We start from the raw sequence: 22,833 nt of genomic DNA, 5'->3' as shown, positions 1-22,833 counted from the left end.
CGTGCGGCGGGGCAATTTGCGATCTTATGCATTTAGAAACCTTCTAAAAGAGCCGTATTGTTGGCTCAGTTCTTCCCCGCTAAGAACCTGACCGGCAAAATCAAGTTTATGGGGTGATGCGTAAATGACAGGGGCAGCAGTTCCGGGGCGGGATAACAGCAAGGCTAGACGCAAGAGGGTGGTTCGGCTGATGCTGGCCGGAACAATCCTCAGCGCTGCCGGCAATTCCCTGGCGCAGGATGCGCAAGACGATTCCGTCCTCGAGACGATCGTCGTGACGGCATCGGGGTTCGAGCAGAACGTGAAGGATGCACCTGCGAGCATCACCGTCGTCACGCGCGAGGATTTGGAAAAAGGTGCGTTCCGTGACCTGACCGATGCGCTTCGCGAAGTCCAGGGTGTCGCCGTGACCGGTGTTGCCAACGAGAAGGACATCTATATCCGAGGCCTGCCCGGGACCTACACATTGATCCTGGTTGACGGAAAGCGGCAGAGCACCAGAGACGCCCGCCCAAACGGAAGCTCCGGCTTTGAGCAGAGCTTCATTCCTCCGGTTTCCGCCATCGAGCGCATCGAGGTCGTTCGCGGTCCGATGTCCTCGCTCTACGGTTCGGATGCCATGGGCGGTGTTATCAACATCATCACCCGCAAGGTCTCGAACGCCTGGTCCGGAAGTGTCACGACCGAAGCCACCCTTCAGCAGCACAGCAAGTTCGGCAATAGCGGTCAGGTCTCCTTCTATGCCAATGGCCCGATCCTGAAGGATACGCTCGGCCTGCAGATCTGGGGACGTGGCTACAAGCGCGGCGAAGACAGCTTCCTCAGCGGCATCACGGGTGCCAAGGAAGGCGATATTGCCGGCCGCCTGACGCTGACGCCGAATGAAGACCATGACATCGTCCTTCAGGGCGGCCTGAGCCGCATCGAGCGCAAGGCGCGTCCGGGTGAAACCCTGGAGGCGACTGCCGCTGCCACCGAGCCTCACCACGACCGTGATCATTGGTCACTGTCGCATACCGGGCGCTGGGGACGGACAACCTCGGAATTCTCCATCCAGCAGGAATGGGGGACGCGGACGACCTACAACTATGATGCTGCGACCGGCGATTTCGTGCGCAATCCGCGTGCGCCGCAGATCCGTAACACCGTCGTCGACGGCAAGTTCACGACGCCGTTTGAACTTCTGGGTCAGCACACGGTCATTACAGGCGGGCAGTACATGGAAGGCCGGCTGCGTGACCAGAACCCGGGCCGGCGCACCGGTGTCACCGAAACCTTCAGCATTGAACAGTGGGCGCTATTTGCCGAAGACGAGTGGAAGATCACGGATGACTTCGCACTGACCACGGGCTTGCGCCTTAACCACCACGACGTTTACGGCGATAACCTGACCCCACGCATCTACGGCGTCTGGAACGCGACCGACGACCTGACAATCAAGGGCGGCGTTTCGACCGGTTTCCGTGCACCGGACATCCGCCAGATTGCGCCCGGTTACGCCATGACGACCGGCGGCAGCGGCTGCTCCTACGGTCCGGCGGGCACCTGCGGTGTCATCATCGGGGATCCGGACCTGAAGGCGGAAACTAGCACCAGCTATGAAATCGGTGCGGTCTGGGAGCAGGATGATCTGGTTCTCGGTGCGACCTATTTCTACACCGACTTCAAGGACAAGATCAGCAATGCGCTGGTCCTACGGCCCGATGGCACGCCCGAGCGCTGGTCGGAAGATCCGAACTACCGGCTCTGGTACAGCTACAACATTGACGATGCGGTGATCCAGGGCGTTGAGCTGACGGCCAAATGGTATGCGACGCCAGAGCTGACGGTCCGCGGTAGCTACACCTATACACATTCGGAGCAGCAGACCGGTGATTACGCTGGCTTCCCGCTCGCCCGCACGCCAGAGCACATGGCCAATATCCGCCTGGACTGGGTCACGCCGATCGAAGGCCTTGAGGCATGGGTGTCCGGCAACTACCACGGTGAAGAAATCGCGGCTGGTGCCCGGATTGGAACGAATGGTCGTCCGGTGACGATCAATGGCCAGCCGGGACGCAAGTACGACGCTTACGCCACGTTCGATATCGGCGCGAAGTTCGACGCGGGCGAAGGCGTGACGATGAATGCGGCCGTCTACAACGTCTTCGACAAGAAGATCGAGCAGACGGACTTCAACACTGTCGTCGAAGGACGCCGCTTCTGGCTCAGCGTCAGCAAGTCGTTTTAATCAAGACAACAACCGGCGCTGGTGGATTCAGTGCCGGCTGTTTGCCCAAACGAAAAAGGCCCCGCCAGTATCGATCGGCAGGGCTTTTTATGTTTTGACCCTCGCTGCGGAAGGCTTTGATCAGGCCTTCGTCCACTCGACCTGCAGTTCTTCACGGAAAGCAAAACGGACAAGGTGGCGCACCACAACATCCTCCAGCTGTGGCAGGTTCTCGGCGTCTTCGGCCTCCACGCGGAGAGCCAGCGCCGCGTCTTCGGCCTGCAAGTAACAATCGCCGCTCATCAGGCTGATCTGACCTCTGTGTTCGTCGAACGTCACGGGGCGCTTATGCGCGAAATGCTTGCACAACTGCTGCAGGTATTTGCTCGCATGCTCAGTCGGGATACTGGCGTGGCTTGTGGCGCGGGTCTGCTGTTCGGTCATGGTATCTTCTTCTATCGTTGAGGTGACGTTTTGGAGCGCGGCAGGCGACCCTCTCGATTACGTGTAATAGACGGCAATCCGGTTTCCGCCGATGTCCTGGACATCGAACGGGCAGCCATAGGTCTGCTCCAGCGTTTCGGGACGGATGATCTCGTGTGGTGTGCCCTGCAGGAAAAGCTTGCCGTTGCGCATGACGATGATGTGGTTCGAGTAGCAGGAGGCGAAGTTGACGTCGTGGAGGACAACGACCACGGTCTTGCCGAAATCCCGCGCGGCGTTGCCAAGAAGCTTCATCATGCCGACAGCATGGCGGATGTCGAGGTTGTTCAACGGTTCGTCGAAAAGCATGTAGTCGGTGTCCTGGCAGAGCACCATGGCAACGAAGGCGCGCTGCCTTTGTCCGCCGGAGAGCTCGTCCAGGAAGCGGTCACCCAGTTCTTCCAGTCCGAGATAGCCAAGCGCGCGAGCGATATGAGCCTGATCTTCCGCAGTCGTCCGCCCCTTGCTGTACGGGTAGCGCCCGAATGCCACGAGATCCCTCACGGTAAGCCGTGCCGTCATGTGGTTGTCCTGGCGCAGGATCGACAGCCGGCGTGCTAGCGTTTCACCTGAGGTGTGGGCAACATCCAATCCGTCCACCAGCACCGTGCCTTGGTCGCTCGGAATCAGTCGGGCGATCATCGACAGAAGCGTCGATTTGCCGGCGCCGTTAGGCCCGATGATGGAGGTGATGCCGCCCTTCGGCAGCTTCGCGGTAACATGGTCCACCACGGTTGTATTGCCATAGGCTTTGGTGACGTCAGTGATTTCGATCATCGGGCATTGCCCCTGAGAAGATAGAAGATGAAGAAAAGCCCGCCCGCAAACTCGATGACAATGGAGAGCGCGGTGTCGAAGGCAAAGACCCGCTCAAGGATCGTCTGGCCACCCACGAGACAGATCACTGCAAGCAGGATCGCCGCCGGAAGGACGAAGCGATGTTTGCCAGTCGGCATCAGGATATAAGCGAGGTTGGCGACGAGCAGGCCAAAGAAGGTTACCGGGCCGACCAGTGCTGCAGAGACCGAAACGAGCACGGTCACGATCGCAAGCACCGTCATCGTCACCCGCCGATGATCGACACCAAGCGAGATCGCTGTTTCCCGCCCCAAGGACATCACGTCGAAGGTGTGGAAGATCCGCAGTCCCAATGCACTAGCGCCGGCAACGAACAGCGTTGAGATCAGCAGAAGGTTCGAGTCGACCCCATTGAAGCTTGCAAACAACCGGTCCTGGAGAACCACGAAGTCGTTCGGATCGATTAGACGCTGGAGAAAGCCAGACAGGCTGCGGAACAGGGTGCCGAACACCACCCCGATCAGCAGCAGCAGGTGCAGGTCCTTCACTGCGCCGGAAAACATGAAGCGGTAGAGCACCAGGGAGAAGGCCAGCATGGTGCCGACCTCGATGGCAAACATCAGTCGCGCATCGATAGCGGACGTCGCAGCCGCGCCCAGCACGAATACGAAAAGCGTCTGCAGCAGCATGTAGAGCCAGTCGAAGCCCATGATCGCCGGTGTCAGGATCCGGTTGTTGGTGATCGTCTGGAACAGCACCGTCGAGACGGCAATGGAGTAGGCAACGAGGATCAGCGCAAAAAGCTTGGTGCCGCGGAATGACAGGACGAAGCCCCAGTTGCCGCGGGCGCCAACCGTCATGAAGGCGACAACTGCGGCAGCCGCAACGGCCGCGGTGATCGTGAGGACCACGATCGGCGAACGCTTTTTCTCATGCTGCACGGTATCGCCTCCGCAACAGCATATGCAGGAAGAAGATGCTGCCGATGATGCCGAGCACCGAGCTGACCGGGATCTCGTAAGGCGCGTTGATGATGCGTCCGACCGTGTCACACAGGAGCACGAGTGCTGCACCGCTAAGCGCGATCCACGGCAGCGTGTGGCGCAGCCGATCACCCATCGCCATGCTGACGAGATTAGGGATGATCAGGCCGATGAAGGGCAGAATGCCGGCGGTCACCACCACCGATGCCGTCACCATGGATACGATGACGAGGCCGAGCGTGACGACCGTGCGGTAGTTCAGCCCGAGATTGGTCGAAAAATCCTCTCCCATGCCGGCCACGGTGAAGCGGTCAGCGGCAATATAAGCGGCCATGGTCAACGCGAGCGCTATCCAAAGCACCTCATAACGGCCCCGCAGGACCGCCGAGAAGTCGCCGCTCGTCCAGGCACCCATGGCCTGCATCAGGTCGTAACGGTATGCGAAGAAGGTGGTGCAGGCGTTGATGATGCCTCCGAGCATCAGGCCGACGAGCGGCACCAGTACAGGGGAGCGCAACGGTACCCGCCGCAGAATGCCGAGGAAGACAGCCGTTCCCGCCAGCGCGAAGGCGGCCGCGACCAGCATCTTCGCCATCACCGGCAGGTCCGGCGCCACAAGAAGCACAAACAGCATGCCGAGGCTTGCCGATTCCACCGTACCAGCCGTCGACGGTTCAACGAAGCGGTTGCGGGAAAGCATCTGCATGATCGTTCCGGCCACGGCCATTCCGGCGCCGGCCAGGATCAGGGCCAATGTCCGGGGCACGCGGCTTCCGGCGAGCACCATCAGCATCTTCTCGTCACCCTCGCCAGAAATCAGGCGAAGGAGTGACACCTCGCTGACGCCCACAAACAAGCTTGCGACTGCGACGGCAGCGGTGGCCAGCAGGGCAAGGAGGAAGAGCTTCAAGACGTCACCATGAAAATGCAGAAGCGGCAGCAACCGATGAACCGGTTGCTGCCGATCATTTCTGTTCGGACCTGATTACTTGGCGTCGAAGGCCTTGGTCAACTGATCCACGGTGTTCTGCATGGCGGTGAGGCCACCACCAACCAAGTACCATGCGGTCGAGTCGAGATAGACAACCTGCTTCTTTTTCCAGGCAGTGGTCTGGGCGACGATCTCGTTGTCGAGGAATTTGGCAGCCGCCTGTCCGTCGCGGCCGATCGCTGCGTCGCGGTCGATGACGAACAGCCAGTCAGGGTTACGCTCGAGTATGTATTCGAACGAAATCGGCTGGCCGTGCTGGCCGACCTTGATGTTCTCATCCGCCTGCTGAACGCCGTAGTCGGTGAAGAGCAGACCGAAACGTGAACCCGCACCATAGGTGCTCATCTTGCCACCGGTGGTGAGGATGAGCAGCCCCTTGCCGGCAGACGCTGCCTTGGCCTTCAGCGTAGAGACAGAGGCGTCGAGCTTCTGAAGGGCAGCATCAGCTTCGGCTTTTTTGCCAAAGACTTCCGCCAACGTCTCGACGTTCTGCTTGGCGCTTTCAACGAACTTCGTCTGGTCGATCGTCATGTCGATGGTCGGCGCGATCTTTGCCAGGTCCTCGAACTTCGCTGACGACCGGCCGCCGACGATGATGAGGTCCGGCTGTGCGGCGTTAACCGCTTCATAATCCGGCTCGAAGAGGGACCCGATGTTCAGGACATCCTTGCCCGCATATTTCGAAAGATACTCAGGCTTCGCCCCAGAAGGAACGCCTGCGACTTCGATGCCGAGGGTATGGAGCGTGTCAAGGCTCGCCATGTCGAACACAAGCACCTTTGCAGGCGTCGACGGCAGGGTGGTTTCACCCTTGCTGTGCTTGACGACGATCTCGGCAGCCGCCGATGGCATTGCCTGAGCAGCAAAGACCGCACCGGCAAGGGCGAGAGCAAGGTGGAAGGTCCGGGGTATTGCGAACATTATCATCTCCGCGCTTGGCCAAACGCGCTTGGCCAAGATAAGTTGAGTGGTTGAAGCCAGTTATCGATCGGCCAAGGGGAGCGTCAAATCATCTTTTCTTTAGCCGTTCCAATTTGCGATTATCGCAAAATGGTACCGGGTTCAAAAAGAAAGTTGAGAAGATGAGGAAGCTTATGTTAGGCGCGACGGAATCCGGCGAGCAAGGTCGTTCCTGATCGTTCTGCTTGTGCCGACAAACGATCTGACGACACGAAATGACGAACGACGGCAAGCTTCCACCGATCGGCAAGATCAAGCTTCTTCTCGCGCTCGATGCCTTGTTGCGGGAAGGAAGCGTGACGGGTGCTGCCGCCAGCTTGGAACTGCAGGTGTCTGCCGTCAGCCGCATGCTGGGTGAGTTGAGAAACCTCTACAACGATCCGATCTTCATTCGGACCGGCCGGGGCTTGCGACCAACGCCGTTTGCTGAATCCCTGAGGTTGCGGGTTCGCGCGCTGGCGGAAGAAACGGAAGCGCTTCTGAAGGGAGAGGGATGGACTCGAGCGCCGGACGTACATGTCGCCCAGCGAGTGGTCGAACCGCCGGCGGACGGCTGGCAGAAGCGCTCGAGGGTCGCAGCCCCGCCGCTCGCGGTCTCCCGCGGTGACCTTCTCGAAGCCGCACCGACGCCGTCGGTGATCGCAAGGCGGATTGCTGCAATCGGCGACAACGAAGAACCGCAGCGCAGACTGGCTAAATATATCGCGCTCACCTCCCCGGGCCCGGGACGAAGCCGCACGCTCGCGCGGGAGGAAGCGTGCGATGCTCTGACCATCATCCTGCGGGGGGAGGCAGATGCGGTGCAGCTTGGTGCACTGTTGATGACCCTGCAATATCGTGGACCGACGGCGCTGGAGCTTGCGGGATTCGTGGAGGCGATACGCGAGGCAATCGCTCCAACGGTTGCGATCAATCATCAGCCGGATCTGGACTGGCCGGTCTATGTATCGCCCCGCTGGAAGAGGCCGCCATGGTTCATCCATTCGGCACGGCTTGTCGCGGCGGCGGGCTACCGCGTCGTCATGCACGGCCATTTCGGCAACGGTCGCGATAGTGGCAAGCTCGAGCAGGCTGCCGAATACGCCGGCATCCCGGTCTGCGTGACGGCACCGGAAGTCTCTGCGGCGCTTGGTGCGTGCAACATCGCTTATGTGCCGCTGGCCGCCTTTGCGCCGCGTACGCAGAGCATCCTCAACCTCCACCCGCTGCTTGAAACCCGCACGCCGCTTCACAACGTCGTGCCGCTCATCAATCCATTCGCTGCGTCTGCAACATTGACGGGAGCCCCTGGCGGCGCTTCGTTGGCGATCTATGGAGACGTCGTGAAGCTGTTGGGGATGGAGAACGTGACGATCTTGGGCGCCGTGCGCAGTTTCGCCCAGATCAATCCGAGCCGCGTGACAAACCTGATGCGCATCATCAATGGTGAGGAGTCGAGTGAGCGGGTGCCGGCATGCTCAGGTATCACCGGTACCGGGCTGCCAAGCAGCGGTTTCAGTCAAAGGGAATATTGGGAGGCCGTGTGGTCGGGTGCGGCTCGTGACGATCTGGCCGAGGCCTCGATTATCTATACGGCAGCGACGGCGCTCTTTGCGATCTCACGTGACTCGCGCCGCAGTTTTGAAGCCTGCCTGACTCAGGCAACGGATCAGTGGCTCAAGCGCAGGCGCCATGCCTAGCCCGCGAGCGCCAGTATGCGTTCGGCAACCAGATCCCCGTCATGCTGGCCTCTGTTCCAGGCGTCCTCGAGCTCATCTTCGATGAGATCGTAGCCGGTGCCGGCACCTTGGGTTTCGGCGTGTGCCGTCAGGTAGGGAAAAGCGCCGAGCGAACGTCCAAACGGCAGCAGCACCCGGTTGGCCAGGACCTGTACAAGCGGTGCGGATTGGGTGCTGCTCACGTTCCGCCACGTGCGAAGGAACCGGTCCATAACGTCGTCCAGCGTCATGCCCAGCGTTTCGCGGCATTGCAGAATGTTGCCGACAAACAGAACCGGGCAACGTGCGCGCTCGACGGCCTCAACGACGCCTCCGACAAGCAGATGCGGGAGAATGCTGGTGTAAAAACTCCCCGGGCCGAACACCACCACATCGGCGGCCTCGATGGCTTCGATGACGGCGTTGTTTGCAGCAGGATTCTTACCGCTCTCACTGGTGAGCTCGATGTCCTCGATCCCGATTGCCGCATCGGCTTCCGACAGTTTCGAGAGTACGTCCTGCGGCGCACGGCGCGCGCCGTTCCTGAGGCGGCCGGACAGGATAAGATCGCTGTCGAGCGAGGACGGCCAGACGTTCCCGTCAATGCCGCAGAGCTTGCGGAACACAAAGATGGCGGTGTTGACGTCGCCGTTGTGAGCGATGCATGCACCGGTCAGGATGAAGTTGCCGATGCTGCCGTTCCGGAAGTCGAAGTCAGGACCGACCGCGGTCGCAAAGGTTCGCAAATAGTTCAGGATCGCGCCTCTAAGCCCCGGCTCCATGCGCTCCAGGAGAAGGTGTCGGCCCTCTGCATAAAGCTGGAATTCCTGCCGAGCATCTCCAGCCTCGCCCAGAGCAGAGATACGTGTGTTGAAGATCCTTACCACATCGCCGGAGCGACGTTCGCCGTGAGCCATAGTCATCAGCGCCTGCCGGATGTCGCCCACCGACAGGATCCCGAGCTTCTCGCGGATCAGCTTTGAGCTGCCGCCACTGTCCCAGGCAGGAACTACCCGCGTCAGGTGCACCTGCTTGCGCGCGAGCGCAATATTGATGGCGCGGCACGCTGTACCGCCGGAAAACAATACGATGCGCTGCATAAGCCCTCACAATCTCGGACTCTCATAACTGCGTCAGGCGCAAACGCCAAGGTCGGCATCTTGCAACTGGGGCACAAGGAGCGTAGGTAATTATACAGGTGAACTGTACAACTGGCAAATTTGAGGAATGGTCATGTCTGCAGAGGACAAGGAAGTAGTTCGTCGCTTCAACATCGAGGTGATCCAAAATGGCGACCGAAGCACGTTCGAAGCCTTGATGGCGCCCGATTTCATCAACCACGCCGCGCCGCAAGGAATGCCGAACGGGCCGGACAGCATGTGGAACACGTTCGAAAAGGTTCTTCGTCCCGCGCTGTCGAACCTCACCGTCACGATCCACGACCAGATCGCCGAACACGACAAGGTGACGACCCGCAAGACGATCAGTGGCGTCCATACCGGTACACTGCTGGGCGTTCCTGCGACAGGGCGAAAGGTCGCGATCAGCGTGATCGATATTGTCCGCGTCGACCACGGCAGATATGCAGAGCACTGGGGCTTGAACACACTGTCAAACGTGCTCTCTTCGCTGTCGAATCCAAATCTTGTGCGTTAGCACAGCCGCTCGATCATACGAACCGCCGCTTCGAGCGTGCGCTTCTCCTCGTCTGACAGACGCTCCTCGATCAGGCGGGCGATCTGTGATGCGCGGGCCTGGCGGAAGCGGGATAATTCGAACCGCCCGGCATCGGTAATGGCAAGAAGCTGGCTGCGTCCATCCGCCGGGTTCGGCGTCTTGCTGATCAGCCCGTCAGCTTCCAGTTGGCCGGCGACGAGCCGCATGCTCTGATGTCGGACGCCGCGGCGGTCGGCCAGTTCTGCGACACTAAGTGGCCCCTCACGATCGAGAAGCGACAGTGTTTCTGATTGCGCCGTCGTTGGTGTCTTGGCTTCCGCCTTGATACGTCGAACAAATCGCCCCACAACCACGCGAAGGTTTTCCGCAAGCGCCAAGGCGTCTGCGTGCTTTGCGGAACGGGCGTCCTTGCTTGCCATGACCCTCTGCACCCTCGAGCGACTATCTTTGACTTCCATAGACCGAGAGGCGTGAGAAGAGAAAGAGCGACAGTTTCAAACTCGGTCTGCAACGAAGACCGGCACGGTCAGTTAAACCCCCGAAACCTGAAACAGAACTGCGGCAGGAGACCTGAATGCCAGCATACGCCAACCGTCTTGAAAATCACGTTGCCCTCGTCACCGGATCAAGCTCGGGTATCGGTTTGGCCATTGCTGAAGCGATGGCTGGCGAAGGTGCAAGCGTCGTCGTCAACTACCGTTCGGACGAGCAGGCTGCCAACGCGTTGGTCGAGCGGATCAAAGCGAATGGCGGGCGATCCGTGGCCGTGAAAGCGGACGTTTCCAAGGAAGAAGACGTCATCCGTCTCTTTGACGAAACCATCGCCGCCTTTGGCCGCGTCGATGTCGTCGTGTCGAATGCCGGGATCCAGAAGGATGCCGCAATTGCCGGGATGACCCTCCAGGACTGGAACACTGTCATCGGCGTCAACCTGACCGGGCAGTTTCTATGTGCGCGGGAGGCTGTCCGCCGCTTTCGAGCGCAGGGGAGGGAAGGCGCACCGGCACGAAGCAAGGGCACCATCATTGCCATGAGTTCGGTCCACGAGTTGATCCCCTGGGCGGGGCACATCAACTATGCGTCCTCCAAGGGCGGCGTTCGCATGTTCGTGCAGTCTCTCGCCCAGGAAGTCGCGGCGGAAGGCATTCGGGTGAATGCGATTGCGCCGGGCGCCATCAAGACCCCGATCAACAAGGAGGCCTGGGAGACCGAGGACGCGCTGAAGGCGCTGCTAAAGCTGATCCCCTACGGCCGCATCGGCGCGCCTCAAGATGTTGCGCGGGCTGTGGTCTGGCTGGCGTCGGACGAAGCCGACTATGTCACCGGTACGACGCTGTTCGTTGATGGCGGCATGTCGCTCTACCCGGAATTTCGCGACAATGGCTGATCGAGTCATCTTTCGCCTGATCGAGGTGCATTTTCTCTAAGCAGGAGCGGCAGGATATTGTAGGGAGGGCCAACGAAACAGCGACAGGAGTTTTACCACATGAGCGAAACGACGGTAGCAGAGGCGATAGATCGGATCTACGCGTCGCTTCAGGCCGATAACGCCGATCTTGACCAGCACATCGCAGTCTTGAAGGCTGCCTTGGCACGCGAGGGTCTGAAGGAAGCGATCTTCGACCCGGCCAAGCTGGTGCAGAACAACCGGCAGGGCAGGAAGCTGATGCAGGCCTACTTTCGCCAGCGCGGCGTGACCGTCAAGTTCGAGTCGTAGAACTTCGAGCTTCCGCGGCAACACAAGAAAGCTGTCGGCAGGGTGCCGACGAAGGAATTCAGATGTCGATCACAGTACAGAAAACCATTCCCGCGGCGCGCATGCGCCAGTTCAACGAGATGGTGGATCGCTGGCTGCAGGAAGGCCCGATCAAGCTCGCCACCAACGCCACGCTGACGGCGATGGACAACGCCGAGATCCCGAAGGCTGAACAGGCCGCGATCATGGAGGACCGGGATATCATCATGAAGCACAACATGCGCCTTGGCCTGATCAGCGAGGTCTTTGCACCCGCAATCGAAAAGGCGGTGCGGTCGGCGCGCTCGGGAACGGAAGCGCAGGATGAGGTCGCTCGGTTGATCATCACGGCGATCGGCCTTCGTCAGGACGACGACAGCGAGGTGATCACCTTCAATTTTCTCACCCAGGGTGAGGCAGACGCGTTCGACGCGCTAGTCTGAAGACTGCCACCACCTTCACGGCATTAAAAAACCTTGGGCATCGGTCGATGCCCAAGGTCGAGACATCCGAAGAGGATCGAGGGGTTATCAGGCCTCGGTCTTGGCAGCCTTGATCAGTTCCTTGACGTCGCCGAGGCCGCCCATCTTGGCCTTCCAGGTCAGCAGCGGTGCGTAGAAGCGCAGGTAGGCGAGCATCAGCACGATCGACAGGTAGAAGCACATCACGCCCATGTAGGTCGGGCTGAACAGGCGGTCGTAACGGCCGTTCAGGACGATGGCGTTATACCATACGACAGCCGAGATCGGCATGGCGATGACCAGCCCGAGCGGCACGAAGCGGTTGAAGATCAGCATCAGGCCGCAGACGATTTCCAGCGTCTTGACGATGTCGAACAGGCCGACCTCGATCATGGTGACGAGCATCTGCGAGGACAGCGGCGTGTTGCCGACCGGCTGCGGAAAGATCGTCGGCAGGCCAGCCTGCGTCAGCCAGTAGGACGTGCCCGAGGTGAGCATCCAGCCACCAAGGTAAAGGCGTCCAAGCGTCAGCAGGATCTTCACGGCCGTTGCGAGGTTCCAGGAGTAGGTGATTTCCTTCGACATGTCTGATTACTCCTGCGAAACGTAGCGCTGAATGCTGTCGATGCGGCCGCCGCGCGGGCCGATGTGATAGACGTCGACAACCGTCTTTTCGATGCCTGCATCCGTTAGTTTGTGGATCGCGACGACGGTACGGCCGTCGCCAACGAGTGGCTGGAGCAGTTCCGACTTCACCTGGGCGCCATCAACGAACTCCGGGAAGAGCGCCTTGTCGAATTTCGCGTCCGAGGCGATGTATTCGCCGGCAGCCCATCCGCCCTTGGCATTGGTATAGACCTCGTCACGGAAGTCCGTGAGCATGGTCTTTGGCATCTTGTCCAGGGCAGGGCCCCACTGCCAGCCGGGAGCGACATGAAGCTGGTAATAGATGTTTACGAGGAAGAGGGCGGCGATGACGAGCGACGCTATGTACAGCGTCCGCTCCGATATACGTTGGGACCCAGACAAGTCCTACTCCTTGATTTGTTTCCGCGCCACACCAATTGTGGCTATTTAATGATATGTGTGACGCGGGTCGCTTACGCGCCTTGCCTGAAACAGACAACGCTCATATTCGTCATTGCACCCATGAAAAATCGGGGGGGCTCGCGCCGGGGGGCGTCGGCAGCTCCTTCGGATCTGCGCGGTTCCGGCTGCCCCGGTTTGGCTAAGGCATTCGTTTCATTGGAGTCGTCGGTGACGCCCGTAACGAACCGACCAGTGACTCTCGCAGAGAGCGATTTGACCCCAAACCGCAAGCTACTAATTTTCGCCATGCAACTATAGGGTTTTCTAGTTCGGATTTTAGTAAATTCGAAGACTTAGGGTCGCGCCAGCAGCAATACCAAGATGCTCTGCTTCGTTTCTCGTACGCTGGATGGATGAGCCCAATGTCACGACCCAAAGTTAAAACCGCACTCGCCGGGATCCTGGTCCTGTTAGGCGTGGCATTCGCTGTGTTTGCGACCTTCGCGATCAACCGCATGGGAATGCTCAATAACCAGTTTATCGAGGTTATCGAGACGACGATGCCGAAGATCGCTTCGGTCAAGGATGTCGAGATCCAGGTGATGACCATCCGCAACGGCTATCGCAGCCATCTGCTGTGGTCGGATGCCGAGGGCAAGGCCGCGGCCGAACGGTCCATCGACAAGGCGCGCAAGGCGCTTGCGGAACGTTCGCGGAAGTTCAAGCTGCTCAACCCGAGTGAACGCGAAAAGCAGATGCTTGCTGAAGTTGAAGCTGCGGTCGAGAGCTACGTCGCAACCGGCGCGCGCGTGCTCGAGCTCTCGAAGCTCGGTGACGTACAAGGTGCAAACAGGATTCTCACGAGTCAGATGGTGAAGCCGGCTGAAGCCGCAGCCGCGAGCCTCGAAGAGCTTACCAAGATGAGTGTTGCGGATGCAGTCGGATCCGAAGCAAGGGCGGAACAGGCTTATGCCTCTGCACTGACGGTAACGTTCGTGGCCCTCGCGGTGCTTGCCGCAATCGTGGTGGCTGCCATCTGGTTTGCAATCACCAATATCGCTCGCCCGATCGCCACCATCACCCATTCGATGAACAATCTCGCCAAGGGTGACGCGGAGACGCCGATTCCCTTCGCCGATCGCACGGATGAACTCGGCGAGATGGCTGCGGCTGTCGAGGTGTTCCGTAGCAACGCCCTGGAAAACCGCCGGCTGGAGCAGGAAGCCAATGCGCAGCGCTCGCAGTCGGAAGAACAGCGTCGCCGCGCCGCCGAACAGGAGCGCATTCGTGCCGAAGCCATGGCACAGGCGACTTCCGGCCTTGCCGATGGTCTGAAGCAACTGGCCGCCGGCAACCTGACCTTCCAGCTGTCGCAGTCCTTCGCACAGGAATTCGAGACCCTCAGGACCGACTTCAACCAGGCCGTGGCGCAGCTTCGGCAGACGATTGCCTCGGTTGCTGAATCCACCGGCTCGATCGACAGCGGCTCGCGCGAAATCAGCCAGAGCGCCGAGGATCTGTCGAAGCGCACTGAACAGCAGGCTGCCTCGCTCGAAGAGACCGCCGCAGCACTCGACCAGATCACCACCAATGTCGCGAATTCCTCCAAGCGTGCCGAAGAGGCCCGCGCAGTGGCAATCCAGGCGAACGAAAGCGCCAATCATTCCGGCTCGGTGGTTGCCAACGCTGTTGACGCCATGGGCCGAATCGAACAGTCGTCGAACCAGATCTCCAACATCATCGGCGTCATCGACGACATCGCCTTCCAGACCAACCTGCTGGCGTTGAACGCCGGTGTGGAAGCGGCACGCGCCGGCGACGCCGGCAAGGGCTTTGCAGTCGTCGCCCAGGAAGTACGCGAACTTGCACAGCGTTCCGCCACGGCCGCCAAGGAGATCAAGGATCTGATCCGCAACTCGTCTGGCGAAGTCGCCACCGGCGTCAAGCTGGTCAGCGAAACGGGTGAAGCACTGAAGACCATCGAGGGCTATATCGTCACCATCAACCAGCACATGGATGCGATCGCCACCTCTGCTCGCGAACAGTCGGTCGGCCTGTCGGAAGTCAACACCGCCGTCAACCAGATGGACCAGGTGACGCAGCAGAACGCCGCCATGGTGGAGGAAGCCAATGCCGCCGGCGCAACGCTCGCCAACGAAGCAAGCCGCCTGCGCGAAATCGTCTCGCAGTTCCAGGTGGGCGCAGTTTCAGCCGCCAACCCGGTTCGACGTGCCGCTCCGGCCGTTGCCAGCCCTGCCGCCGCCCCGGTCTCTTCGCCGGCACGTGGCATGGTCAACAAGATCGCGCGCGCCTTTACCAGCAAGGGTAATGCTGCAGTCGCGGTTAGCAACGAGAGCTGGGAAGAGTTCTGAGACTAAAACTTAGGTGAGCTTGAGTAGGCGGGCATTGTCCCGCCTTCTCTTTTTCAGGATTCGTAATACGACATGTACCGATCGCGGAACCGCTCAGGTGTTCCCGGGTCCGCATAACGCGAAAGTTGGGACATGTCGGTGTTGTTGAGGATCGCGCCGATCAGCTTTGAGGCGATCTGCGGTTCGGCCGACAGAACGTTCTGGACCGTCTTCTTCGGCGTCACACCCCACTGGGTGACGAAGATGAAGCCATCGATTTGCGCCTCCAGCGCCTTGGCATCGATCACCGGCACCAGCGGCGCGAGGTCGACAACGATGACGTCGAACTTTTCCCGTGCGCTGTCGAGGAACCGCGACATCCCCGGCGATGAAAGCAGTTCGCTGGTATGGGCGAGCTTCCCCGCATAACCGGCGATCGGCATGATGGCGAGCTTTGAACGTCGGTCTACGCGAACAGCATGCATCCAGTCGACTTCGCCGAGAACGACTTCAACCAGCCCCGTCTGCGGCTCGGCTGAAAGCATCTTGGTGAGGCCTGGATTGCGAAGGTCTGCATCGACCACTAAGGTGCGCACACCGGCCGTCGAAAGGATGCCGGCGAAATTCGCCGCAACAGTCGATTTGCCTTCGCCCGGCAGGCAGGAGACAACACCGATCACCCGTGGGCTCTTGCCTTGCAGCAGCACATCACAGGCGAGGCGCGCGTTGCGCAGCGTTTCGGCGAAGCTCGAGCGTGGGGCATCGACGGCGTAGCGCATCATTTGCCGGAAATCGACCGGTGCGCCATCCGATAGTGGCTTCGGCTCCTCGGCGGCAGGCGGTTCTGCGCCGAGTTTCTTGCCAGTGATATGCGGAAGGTAGCCAAGGAACCGCAGCCCCAACTTGTCCTGGATCTCGTCACCGGTGCGGAAGAAGCGTTCGCGCATTTCGAGGAAACCAGCGGAGACGCCGCCCGCCATCAGCCCCAGCACGACGGATAGGGCCATGGTGAGTGTTTTTCTGGGGCTGGACGGAGCGGTCGGAACGCCTGCTTCGGAGATCACCCGCGCTTTGGCAATTGGGAAGGACTGCTGCTGCGATGCCTGCTCGAACCTGGTGAGATAAGACTGGTAGAGCGTCTTCAGCGCTGCCGCCTTTTGTTCAAGTTCGGCCAGTTGCACCAGCGAGACATTGGCCTCGGAATTGGTGCCGGCAACCTTTTCGATACTCTCCCGCAGCGACTTCTCGCGTGAACTCGCCACCTCGAACTCGTTTCGGAAGCTGCCGGTCAGTTGCTCCAGTTCTCGATAGATCTGCTGTGACAGGTCCCCCTTTTCGGAGGCAAGCGCAACGGCCTGCGGGTGATCGGCGCCGAACTGCTGGACGATCGCCTGCTCGCGTTCGTTGGCGGTGAGGTAGCGCTTCCTTAGGTCCTGGAGGATGGAATTATCGGTTTCGCGAGTGGACACGACGGCGTTGTTCACCGCCGCCTCGGGACCCTTGTCGATGATCGCCTTGTACTGATGGTAGCGTGCGGAGGCGGTCGCGGCATCGGCCTGCGCCACAATCAGCTGGCTGTTGAGATCCGACAGTTGCTGGGAAGAAAGCAGTTCGCCGCGTGGAGAAACGAGGCCATGCTCGCGCTTGTATTTCTCGACGGCAAGTGAGGCTTCCTGCGAGCGCTTGTTCAGGTCGTTGAGCCGCTCTTGCAGCCAGACAGACGCTTTCTCGCTCGCGTCGAAGTTGGCGTTCAACTGCTCCTCGATATAGGCATCGGCATAGGTCTTGGCGATCTTGGTGGAGAGAACCGGATCCGGCGAGCCGACGGCAAGCGCGATGACCGAGCTGCGGCCGATCCTGTTGACGGTCAGCGATTGCTGAAGCACCGCCGCAGCCTTCTCCCGTCGTCCATTCCGCACGGCGTCTTCAGATGCTGGCGTAGATGCTGGCGTCAGGGCGAAAACGACGCTCTTGACCGTGCTCTTGAGAAAATCGACCGGCGAGCGCGGGGGATCGGTGACCAGTGGATTGTCCGCCAGCTGCGCCTCATCCACCACGCGCAGGGCGAGCGCCTTCGATTTCAGGATTTCGACGGCGCTTGACATGCGGTTGTCGATCTGCTGCGCGCTCTTGATCTCTTCCTGCTCCTCCGCGTAGCGCGAGAGGTTGTCGTCGATGAGTATCTGCGTCGCGGCGGTGTAGGTCGGTGTTGCGGCAAACAGGTAGATCGCCGCCAGCACCATCGAGACAAGCACGCAGGCGATAATGATGCCCAGCCGACGCACGACGGCAGACCAGAGTTTGTCCAGGTCAATGAAGCCGTCGCTGTTCGGCTCGCTGTTTCGAAACATCGACCGCGATCGAAAGTTCATCTGATCCATGCGGCTACCTCAGGTTCGGCGCTGGTGCGCCATTTGTTTCTGCGGCCCGGTGCAGTTCTCCAGCCGGATCGCCATGAACTTGTTGGCGGCCGCCACGACAACGGGCGCCGCGGCGGATCAACCCGCTTCCTGCATGCGCTTCGGGGGCTTCGGCTTGTTGCGATTGACCGACCAGCGCGCAAAAACGCGTTGAACCCGCTTGGTAATCGGCATGCGCAGGTGACGTAGCGCCGAAGGATTTGCGATTGCCGTTCCGATGGCCGCGCCGGGTGAGCGTGTCTTGATCGCATCAACAAGCGTCAGGAAGGCCCTGGCATCGAGGAGGCTGCGGGTGCGGCGCAGCTGTGCCGCAAGCGCGCTGCCCGTCAGCGGGAAACGTGCGTTGAAGGCTTGGTCGGTCCTCAGCATGTCATCGACATGGCCGAGGTTCAGGACTCGTGAGATGGAGTCCTGCCGCAAATGGTAGACGTAACCGGCGGACGGTTCAATGGCGCACAAAGCACCGCTTGCCAGAGCCGATGCCATCATGATGTAGTCCTCACCGATGCGCAGGTCTTCGCCGTAGCCGAGGCCGTGCTCGATAAGAAACGCGCGCGAAAACATCGGCTTCATGTAGCCGAAGTTGAAGGTCTCGCTGAAGATCACGTTCGAGCCGATGTAGTCCGCAAGCGAAATGGTCTTCCGCTTCGCCAGTTCGCCAGCGTCGAACATCCGGTAGGTCGGCGAGCCGTCCATCGGTACAATCTCGAGGTTGTCGACGACCACTTCGGCACCCATGTCATCGGCACGTGTAATCATTGCGGCGGTCCGCTCCGGGAGAACCGTGTCGTCTGAATCCAGAACCGCGATCCAGCGACCAGTTGCCGAGGCAATTCCCGTGTTGCGCGCCTTGCCCGGCCCGCCGTTTTCCGGTTGGCGGATTGGCTTGACCCGTGGATCATCGAACGAACGAACAATCTCTAAGGTGCTATCCGTGGAGCAGTCATCGACCACAACGACTTCCACGGAAACGGACACCTGCTCCAGCGCGCTCTGTATCGCGGGAGCGAGGGTATCCTCCGCATTGTAGGCAGCGATGACGAAGCTGACGTCCGGCTGTTGTGACGGCTCACTCATGATATTTCCACCAATCCGTATTGACGAATTTCCTGCATCCCGACGAGGCCCGAAACGACACCGGCATGGAGCACGCCGCGCAGGATGAATTGATTGCGGCGAACCGTGGCCGCGGCCGTCAGTAGTGCGGCCAGCATGCAGTAGCTGGCCTTCGCCGCAGCGAGGCCGACCTGCAGGAGCCGACTGTTGCTCGCGTATTTGCTTGCCAGGATCCGTCCATGCGTCTGTCCGGACCGGAAGCGACGCTTGCAGAGCCAGGAAAGGCTGGCGCGGCTGTCCGGAACCGGTTCCGTGACGAGGGCCGCAGGGGCGAACTCGATCCGCCCGCCGCTCTCGGTCATCGCCGAGAAGAACTGCGTATCCTCGCCCCCGCTTTGCCCGAGACCCAGATGAAAGCGCCGGCCAGCGACATGGGGTGAGCGCATGTCGAGGATCACGTTGCAGGTATATCCGGTCCTGATCGCGCCGGAGACACAGACGGGGAAGGTGGAATGCACGTCGCCGCGTCGCATCCATCCCGGCGCGTCATCGTCATATATCGCGCGGACGGGTCCAAGGACGGCATCGGAGCCGGTTGCGCGTATTGTTTCGAGCAACTCCTGCAGCCATTCCGGGGACGCCACTTCGTCGTCATCGATGAAAGCGAGGTAATCGCTCTTGCTGGCGTCGAGGCAAGCGTTGCGCGCGATCGAGATGTTCGATTTCGGGCAATGCACATATTCGATCTCGAACGGCGAGGCGGCCCGCATCTCGTGGACCAGCGCGTGTGCGCTTGGCTCTGCATCATTGTCTGCCACGATGATCCGCACCTCGAACTCCTCCGGAACCTGCAGCGCGAAAAGCGATGACAGCGTCTTGCGTAGCGCCGGGCGGCGGTAGGTGCACACGGCGATGTTGATAGATGCCCTAGTTTGTGGGGAATGGGTCACTGCACGGCCCTCCGTTTTCGAGGTGTCAGCAGTTCCGCCCAAAACCCGGCCGACCAGGCAAAGTGCATGATCATCGCCGACACGGCCGCGGCCGCCCCGTAGGGGTTCTTCTGCGAAACGGCAATCCAGAAACCATAGGCAACACAGAGGCCGGCCCAAAGGATAAAGGGAACCGCGACAATCCAGTACAGGAACGCGAGAAGCGCCCCGGCAAAGACCGGAACCACAGCTAAGGGAAGCGCCTGACGGAGCTTGGGCAGCATCCGGTGCTTCATCATGTTCCGCGCCCGTCCCCGGCCGTAACCGAAATACTGGCGGTAAAGGGACCATGCGGAGGAACGTGGATAGTAGGTCATGTAAGTCTCGCTGGTCATCCAGATGCGGAAGCCCGCAGTACGCAGGCGGTGATCGAGTTCAGCATCTTCGTTGTGGCTGAAGCTCTCGTCATAACCACCGACGGCGCGGAAGGCGGCGATCCGCATCAATGCATGGTGGCCATGATCGACCCACTGGCCGCCGCCGCCGTCGCGATGTTTCGACCCGCCGTTTCCGAGTTTTGAGTTCTGGGCAACCGCGGTTGCCTTCTGGAAAAAGCCGAACCCGACGGTCTTCATGCCGACGACAACGGAGTCAGCCTGTCGATCGACCGCTTCTCGCAACAGAACCTGGCAATAGTCTGACGGATAGTCGCCGTGGGCATCGATCCGGATGAGAAATTCGCAATCGTCACCGAACCGTTCGACCGCAAGATTGATCCCTGGCGCCTGCAGCCGCTTCGGATTGTCGAGGAGGTAGAGGTCTGCAACCTCCGCCCTCAGTGCCTGAACGATGCCGCGGGTACTGTCGGTGCTGCCTCCGTCGACCACAACGATCGGCATGCACTGATCACCGCGTTCCTGGACGAGTTGGCGTAACAGCCGCTCGATGTTCGCCTCCTCGTTGAGGCAGGGGATCACGATCAGTGCTGCCGTCTGACTGGTGTTCGTATCCGTCATCATGACGTGCCTCCGGAGTGCAGGGGGGATGAAAGGGAGACGACTTTCGCGTCAGCGTGACGCGGAAGATCTGCCAGGTGCCGCACCAGTGCACGACATTCCTCTGGCCCGGTGATCCAGGATTTCCTGTCGCTAGCCGCGATGGTGCCGACGAGATCGTTGTAGCGCTCGCGATCCATCCCGTTGAACAGGTTGACCAATTGGTCCGACGTCGCAGCTTCAACTGTCAGGCCGACCGATCTACGTTGGAGAAAACGGCCCGTTTCGGTGGAAGCCAAAGCGATCGGCACCGCCCCGTAGAGCGAGCTTTCATAGAGCCGGTTCGGGAGCAGCCATCGCGAGTTCAGGCCCTCTTCGAAAAAGTCTATCGCCCAGGCGAAGTGGATGTCCCCGTAGATGTCGCCGAGATCCTCCGGATTGCGGTAAGGCCCATGAAACTCGACATGCGGCGCCTGCCCGACCTGTCCGTCGAAGTCATCAAATTCGGTATGGGCGGGCCGGCCTCGCAACACGATTTCGACGCGCCCTTCCAGCCGCGCCGCGAGGTCCGTCAAGATCTGCAGGGACTTGCGACAACGAAGCGCTCCGAACCAGCCAATCCGCCACGGCTGACCAACAGCCGGAGCCGGCGGTCGACGCCATGCCGTCGCGAGGTCGCCCTCGATGTCCAGTACCTTGTTCTCAACAAGCAGCGTCGGAAGATCCAACCGCGAACGCTGCTTGAAATAGTTCTCGATGAATGCCGGAGAGCTTGTCAAAAGAAGGCTGGCGTTGCGGCCAAAATGCCCTTCAGCCAATCGCAGCATGTATCCCTTAGCGCCCTCATCAAGAAGCAGCCGGTGGATGTCGAGACACTCATAGGCGACCGGAATTTCGCCGCCGAACAAGCGCGAGGCACGTCCTGCAAGGGCCAGCATCTCAAGATTACGCGCCACGATGACGTCGGGCTTGCGCACATGAGCGAGCTTCTGCTTGAGCGCAAACGAGGCGCCCAGCACGGCGGCCATCCGCTGGCCCATCTTGGCATCAGCCGTCCGTCCGAGAACCACGATCGGCACATCCGGGTCATCGGCAAGAACATTACCCGCGCGCTGAAAGCCTGCCACGGTGACGCGGGCGCCGCCGGTCTTCAGCATCAGCACCCGTCGGCGTACCGCCGCGTCGCTCAGGTCATGCGCAAGATACAGAATCTCTGTCATTGATGCCTGCTTCCCTTGCTGCGTTGGGTCTGCGAACTCTTCAGTCAAGCTTGCAAGCAACCGATTTCGGGAACTGGCAGTCGTCGCCTTGGGCTGTGAAGGCAACGCGTTCGACCTCCATCGTGCGTGGACCCTGATAGGAGAACGCGCCCATCCAGTCCTTGAGCGTGTCGGAGCCCCAGAAGCTCAGGAAAATCTTCTGGGGGTTGGACGGGATTTTCCTGGGGTCCGTGACTTCATGGACGAGCTTGCTATTTACGAAGTAGCGCAGCCGGCCTTCTTCCCAGATGAAGGCAAAGTCGTTGAAGGCCGCGTCGGCCTTCTTGTCGAGGTCGACCAGTTTCTCGTTACCGCCCTTGGCGCCAACATACTGGTTCACCTGCACCTGGCGCGGGTTCTTGCCTAGAACTTCGAAGTCAATCTCGTCGTGCGGCTTCTTGTCGGTCGGGCCGATATAGGTGAAGAAGGCTGAGTTGAAACCGGAGCCCTCGGCGGCCTTCATCCGCACCTCATAGGTGCCATGGCCGAATCGGGCGCGCGTCTGGATCTCGCCACAGGCGAACTTCCTGTCAGCGGCCGCGGCAGCCTCGAACCCGAGCTGAAGCTTGCCGCCGTCAACGCGTACCTGTTTCTTTGACCATGCGCAGTTCTGGTGAGCGCCGTTGCTCCAGCCATCGGAAACATACCAGCGGGACGTGTCCAGCCTGTCGAATTCCTCTACAAAAGAGGCACCGGCGGGTTTGTCCTGAGCAACGGCTTGAGAACTGGAGACGTTTGCTGCAAGCGCAATTGCGGCGAGCAGCACGGAGCCGCTCCTGGCGAAGGAGTTTTTCGACATG

At 60.4% G+C, this 22,833-nt stretch carries 22 protein-coding genes; 7 read left to right on the top strand and 15 right to left on the bottom strand.

Annotated elements, in window-relative coordinates:
• Positions 1-190: 190 nt before the first annotated feature.
• Positions 191-2,230: a TonB-dependent receptor domain-containing protein gene (locus tag CYG48_RS16980; protein WP_118851785.1), complete on the top strand. Its 2,040-nt coding sequence runs from the start codon at positions 191-193 to the stop codon at positions 2,228-2,230.
• Between the two features lie 120 nt (positions 2,231-2,350).
• Here the strand turns inward: CYG48_RS16980 and CYG48_RS16975 are convergent, their stop codons facing one another.
• From CYG48_RS16975 to CYG48_RS16955, 5 genes are all read right to left on the bottom strand, one after another.
• On the bottom strand, positions 2,351-2,653 hold the full coding sequence (locus CYG48_RS16975) for a DUF2218 domain-containing protein (protein ID WP_118851784.1): 303 nt from the start codon (positions 2,651-2,653) through the stop codon (positions 2,351-2,353).
• Between the two features lie 57 nt (positions 2,654-2,710).
• On the bottom strand, positions 2,711-3,469 hold the full coding sequence (locus CYG48_RS16970; RefSeq protein ID WP_118851783.1) for an iron ABC transporter ATP-binding protein: 759 nt from the start codon (positions 3,467-3,469) through the stop codon (positions 2,711-2,713).
• Positions 3,466-4,431, bottom strand: coding sequence for an iron chelate uptake ABC transporter family permease subunit (locus tag CYG48_RS16965; RefSeq protein WP_445304359.1), 966 nt, complete (start codon positions 4,429-4,431; stop codon positions 3,466-3,468). The genes CYG48_RS16970 and CYG48_RS16965 overlap by 4 nt, the downstream gene beginning before the upstream one ends.
• Positions 4,421-5,383: an ABC transporter permease gene (locus tag CYG48_RS16960; protein ID WP_118852809.1), complete on the bottom strand. Its 963-nt coding sequence runs from the start codon at positions 5,381-5,383 to the stop codon at positions 4,421-4,423. Before CYG48_RS16960 ends, CYG48_RS16965 begins: the two co-directional genes overlap by 11 nt.
• 75 nt (positions 5,384-5,458) lie before the next feature.
• The gene (locus CYG48_RS16955; protein ID WP_118851782.1) at positions 5,459-6,385 is read right to left on the bottom strand and encodes a siderophore ABC transporter substrate-binding protein; all 927 of its coding nucleotides are present in this window, start codon (positions 6,383-6,385) and stop codon (positions 5,459-5,461) included.
• Between the two features lie 254 nt (positions 6,386-6,639).
• Here CYG48_RS16955 and CYG48_RS16950 point away from each other — a divergent pair, with 254 nt between their 5' ends.
• Complete coding sequence (locus tag CYG48_RS16950; RefSeq protein ID WP_118851781.1) at positions 6,640-8,103, top strand: glycosyl transferase family protein; 1,464 nt, start codon at positions 6,640-6,642, stop codon at positions 8,101-8,103.
• Here CYG48_RS16950 and CYG48_RS16945 read toward each other — a convergent pair.
• The gene (locus tag CYG48_RS16945) at positions 8,100-9,221 is read right to left on the bottom strand and encodes a gluconeogenesis factor YvcK family protein (RefSeq protein WP_118851780.1); all 1,122 of its coding nucleotides are present in this window, start codon (positions 9,219-9,221) and stop codon (positions 8,100-8,102) included. The two genes, CYG48_RS16950 and CYG48_RS16945, sit on opposite strands and share 4 nt — an antisense overlap.
• 133 nt (positions 9,222-9,354) lie before the next feature.
• Here CYG48_RS16945 and CYG48_RS16940 point away from each other — a divergent pair, with 133 nt between their 5' ends.
• A complete protein-coding gene (locus CYG48_RS16940; protein ID WP_118851779.1) occupies positions 9,355-9,777 on the top strand; it encodes an ester cyclase in 423 nt (140 codons plus the stop codon).
• Here CYG48_RS16940 and CYG48_RS16935 read toward each other — a convergent pair.
• Positions 9,774-10,217, bottom strand: a complete 444-nt coding sequence (locus CYG48_RS16935; protein WP_118851778.1) for a MarR family winged helix-turn-helix transcriptional regulator — start codon at positions 10,215-10,217, stop codon at positions 9,774-9,776. The two genes, CYG48_RS16940 and CYG48_RS16935, sit on opposite strands and share 4 nt — an antisense overlap.
• A gap of 155 nt (positions 10,218-10,372) precedes the next feature.
• Here CYG48_RS16935 and CYG48_RS16930 point away from each other — a divergent pair, with 155 nt between their 5' ends.
• The 3 genes from CYG48_RS16930 to CYG48_RS16920 all read left to right on the top strand — a co-directional run bounded on the left by CYG48_RS16930 (position 10,373) and on the right by CYG48_RS16920 (position 11,976).
• Positions 10,373-11,185 (top strand): SDR family oxidoreductase, encoded by an 813-nt coding sequence (locus CYG48_RS16930; RefSeq protein ID WP_118851777.1) that lies wholly within the window; start codon positions 10,373-10,375, stop codon positions 11,183-11,185.
• A 99-nt stretch (positions 11,186-11,284) separates the two neighbouring features.
• Positions 11,285-11,515 carry a hypothetical protein gene (locus CYG48_RS16925; protein ID WP_118851776.1) on the top strand — a complete coding sequence of 77 codons (231 nt, stop codon included), beginning with the start codon at positions 11,285-11,287 and terminating at the stop codon, positions 11,513-11,515.
• Positions 11,516-11,577: 62 nt separating this feature from the next.
• Positions 11,578-11,976 (top strand): hypothetical protein, encoded by a 399-nt coding sequence (locus CYG48_RS16920; RefSeq protein WP_118851775.1) that lies wholly within the window; start codon positions 11,578-11,580, stop codon positions 11,974-11,976.
• An 87-nt stretch (positions 11,977-12,063) separates the two neighbouring features.
• Here the strand turns inward: CYG48_RS16920 and CYG48_RS16915 are convergent, their stop codons facing one another.
• Both CYG48_RS16915 and CYG48_RS16910 read right to left on the bottom strand, forming a co-directional pair.
• Positions 12,064-12,579 carry a DoxX family protein gene (locus CYG48_RS16915; RefSeq protein WP_118851774.1) on the bottom strand — a complete coding sequence of 172 codons (516 nt, stop codon included), beginning with the start codon at positions 12,577-12,579 and terminating at the stop codon, positions 12,064-12,066.
• Positions 12,580-12,585: 6 nt separating this feature from the next.
• Positions 12,586-13,023: a hypothetical protein gene (locus CYG48_RS16910; RefSeq protein WP_118851773.1), complete on the bottom strand. Its 438-nt coding sequence runs from the start codon at positions 13,021-13,023 to the stop codon at positions 12,586-12,588.
• Between the two features lie 422 nt (positions 13,024-13,445).
• Between CYG48_RS16910 and CYG48_RS16905 the strand changes: the two genes are divergently transcribed.
• Positions 13,446-15,395 (top strand): methyl-accepting chemotaxis protein, encoded by a 1,950-nt coding sequence (locus CYG48_RS16905; protein WP_118851772.1) that lies wholly within the window; start codon positions 13,446-13,448, stop codon positions 15,393-15,395.
• A 53-nt stretch (positions 15,396-15,448) separates the two neighbouring features.
• On the opposite strand, the gene CYG48_RS16900 is transcribed toward CYG48_RS16905, so the two are convergent.
• The 6 genes from CYG48_RS16900 to CYG48_RS16880 all read right to left on the bottom strand — a co-directional run bounded on the left by CYG48_RS16900 (position 15,449) and on the right by CYG48_RS16880 (position 22,832).
• Positions 15,449-17,755, bottom strand: a complete 2,307-nt coding sequence (locus tag CYG48_RS16900) for a polysaccharide biosynthesis tyrosine autokinase (protein WP_118851771.1) — start codon at positions 17,753-17,755, stop codon at positions 15,449-15,451.
• Between the two features lie 117 nt (positions 17,756-17,872).
• Entirely contained in the window at positions 17,873-18,871 is a 999-nt protein-coding gene (locus CYG48_RS16895) for a glycosyltransferase family 2 protein (protein ID WP_118851770.1), read from the bottom strand.
• On the bottom strand, positions 18,868-19,800 hold the full coding sequence (locus CYG48_RS16890) for a glycosyltransferase family 2 protein (RefSeq protein WP_118851769.1): 933 nt from the start codon (positions 19,798-19,800) through the stop codon (positions 18,868-18,870). Before CYG48_RS16890 ends, CYG48_RS16895 begins: the two co-directional genes overlap by 4 nt.
• On the bottom strand, positions 19,797-20,795 hold the full coding sequence (locus CYG48_RS22580; protein ID WP_199925358.1) for a glycosyltransferase family 2 protein: 999 nt from the start codon (positions 20,793-20,795) through the stop codon (positions 19,797-19,799). The genes CYG48_RS16890 and CYG48_RS22580 overlap by 4 nt, the downstream gene beginning before the upstream one ends.
• Positions 20,795-21,994 (bottom strand): glycosyl transferase family 1, encoded by a 1,200-nt coding sequence (locus CYG48_RS22575; RefSeq protein ID WP_199925331.1) that lies wholly within the window; start codon positions 21,992-21,994, stop codon positions 20,795-20,797. The genes CYG48_RS22580 and CYG48_RS22575 overlap by 1 nt, the downstream gene beginning before the upstream one ends.
• A gap of 40 nt (positions 21,995-22,034) precedes the next feature.
• Positions 22,035-22,832: a glycoside hydrolase family 16 protein gene (locus tag CYG48_RS16880; RefSeq protein WP_118851768.1), complete on the bottom strand. Its 798-nt coding sequence runs from the start codon at positions 22,830-22,832 to the stop codon at positions 22,035-22,037.
• Between the last annotated feature and the right edge of the window lies 1 nt (position 22,833).

It is taken from the genome of Neorhizobium sp. SOG26 (assembly GCF_003491345.1).
Lineage (GTDB): Bacteria > Pseudomonadota > Alphaproteobacteria > Rhizobiales > Rhizobiaceae > Neorhizobium > Neorhizobium turbinariae.
Note: the sequence above shows the minus strand (reverse complement) of the source record. Positions and strands in the feature narration are given on the sequence as shown.